Annotated in this window: 2 protein-coding genes; both read left to right on the forward strand. The window is 58.7% G+C overall.

The genetic code is table 11. The features are described 5' to 3' along the window. Positions 1 to 109: 109 nt before the first annotated feature. The gene (locus AC1DT3_RS19575) at positions 110 to 388 is read left to right on the forward strand and encodes a hypothetical protein (RefSeq protein WP_477466884.1); all 279 of its coding nucleotides are present in this window, start codon (positions 110 to 112) and stop codon (positions 386 to 388) included. Continuing rightward, on the forward strand, positions 297 to 1,880 hold a 1,584-nt coding region (locus AC1DT3_RS19580; protein WP_477466883.1), incomplete at its 3' end, for an ABC transporter substrate-binding protein. The genes AC1DT3_RS19575 and AC1DT3_RS19580, both read left to right, overlap by 92 nt.

Consider the following 1,880-nt stretch of genomic DNA (forward strand, 5'->3'; position numbering starts at 1 on the left):
ACGCGTTGATCGCTTCCATCAGGGCGCTCGGCGACGAGGAAAAGCGTCCGCCCCACATGGCGTTGGCGGCTGGTTTTTTAGCTTGGTCGGACACAGGCATCATCCAGGATTGAAACTCGCCGAGCGTTTGCCACAAAAAGAAGGCGAAGGCCAAGGTTTCCGCGCTTTGCCTGACGATTGTGCCCCAAGCGCACAGTTTACCAGTTTAAATCCAGTGACCGGACTCGACAGACCTGATGCGTTTTGTATTCATAAGCCCGCAAACCGGCGCAATCGGCGCTGCGGGGGAACACAAAATGAAAAAACTTCCGAGATTTTTCCTATCGACGGCCTTGGTCGCGACTATGGCGACCTCGTTCACGGCGGTCATGGCGGCGACACCGCCTGATACCTTGGTCCAAGCCTGGCAGAGCGACGACATCATTTCCCTCGATCCTGCTGAAGTCTTCGAGTTCAGCGCGTCGGAAATCATGGGCAACACCTACGAGCGCCTAATCCAATACGACATCAAGGACGTGTCGAAGATCACCGGCCAGGTCGCCGAGTCCTGGACGGTTTCAGCGGACGGCAAGACCTACACCTTCAAGCTGCGCCCCAACAAGAAATTCGCGTCCGGCAGCGCGATCACCGCTGAAGACGTGGTGTATTCGCTCCAGCGCGCCGTAGCGCTCGACAAGTCGCCCGCGTTCATTCTCGGTCAGTTCGGCCTGACGAAGGACAACGTGAAGGACAAGATCAAGCAAACCGGCCCGCTTGAACTCACCGTCGAAGTCGACAAGGCTTACGCTCCGACACTCGTTCTCTATTGCCTCGGCAACTCGGTCGCCTCAATCGTCGAAAAGAAGGTGCTGACCCAGAACGAGAAGGACGGCGATTACGGCTACAACTGGCTGAAGACCCATTACGCCGGTTCGGGCCCGTACATCATGCGCGACTGGAAAGCGAATGAAGTCCTCGTTCTCGAGCGCAACCCCAACTACGAGAAGAAGACCCCGCTCGCGCGCGTCATCTATCGTCACATCAAGGAAACCGCGAGCCAGCGCCTGCTGCTCGAAAAGGGGGACATCGACGTCGCCCGCAGCCTGAACCCGGAAGAATTGGCGGCCGTCGCCAAGAACCCCGACATCAAGCTGCAGAGCGGTCCGAAGGGAACGGTGTATTACCTCGGCCTCAACCAGAAGAACCCGAACCTGGCCAAGCCCGAGGTTCGCCAGGCTCTGAAATATCTGGTCGACTACTCCGCGATCGCCGACACGATCATGAAGAACAAGGGCGACGTTCACCAGAACTTCCTGCCCAAGGGCTTCCTCGGCGCAGAAACCAACAACCCCTACAAGCTCGACGTCGCCAAGGCGAAGGAGCTTCTCGCGAAGGCTGGCCTGAAGGACGGTTTCAGCGTCACCATGGACACCCGTTCGACAGCCGAAATCACCGGCATCGCACAGGCCATGCAATCGACGTTCGCCCAGGCTGGCATCAAGCTCGAAATCATCCCGATGGACAGCAAGCAGGCCCTGACGAAGTATCGCGCCCGTCAGCACGACATCTATATCGGCAACTGGGGCTCCGATTATCAGGATCCGAACTCCAACGCGGATACGTTCGCGGCGAACGACGACAATTCGGACAGCGCAAAGGCCAAGCCGCTGGCATGGCGTAACGCGTGGGATCCGGGAGCACTGACCAAGAAGACCCGCGACGCCGTGATGGAGCGCGATGCCGAGAAGCGCGCGCAGATGTACAAGGACCTTCAGAAGTCGGTTCTCGACGACGGCCCGTTCGTGATCTTCCTGCAGCAGACCGAAGTTGCGGCTGCGCGCAAGAACGTCGACGGTTTCATCCTCGGACCGTCGTTCAGCGACAACGACGTATCACAGGCC

Source organism: Microvirga sp. P4_G7, from assembly GCF_056401005.1.